Below are 349 nucleotides of genomic sequence, written 5' to 3'. Positions count from 1 at the left end.
TACCCGCGACCATACCCGTTTCGGTCTTGGGGCGGAATACGCCCGTGATTTTATGAAGTTCGCGGCCAACGGCTATTTCCGTGCCAGTGGCTGGAAAGACGGCAAAAAACTGACCGATTACGAAGAACGCCCGGCCAACGGCTTTGACCTGCGGGCAGAGGGCTATATACCGACTTATCCCCAATTAGGCGGTAAACTGACTTACGAACAATATTTCGGTAACGAAGTCGGGTTGCTGAGTGAAAAACAGCGGCAGAAAAACCCGGCCGCCTTTACCCTCGGTGTGAATTACACCCCCATCCCGCTGGTGACGCTGGGACTTGACCGCCGTCAGAGCGCCTCCGGGGGC

1 protein-coding gene is annotated in these 349 nt (G+C 56.4%); it reads left to right on the top strand.

Annotated features, from left to right (window positions below; genetic code table 11):
* On the top strand, positions 1 to 349 hold a 349-nt coding region (locus FE392_RS22405), incomplete at both ends, for an inverse autotransporter beta domain-containing protein (RefSeq protein ID WP_319931889.1).

The organism is Xenorhabdus santafensis (genome assembly GCF_033949405.1).
GTDB classification, from domain to species: Bacteria; Pseudomonadota; Gammaproteobacteria; order Enterobacterales; family Enterobacteriaceae; genus Xenorhabdus; species Xenorhabdus santafensis.
The sequence above is the reverse complement of the archived record's forward strand: the minus strand, read 5'-3'. Positions and strand labels throughout refer to the sequence as shown.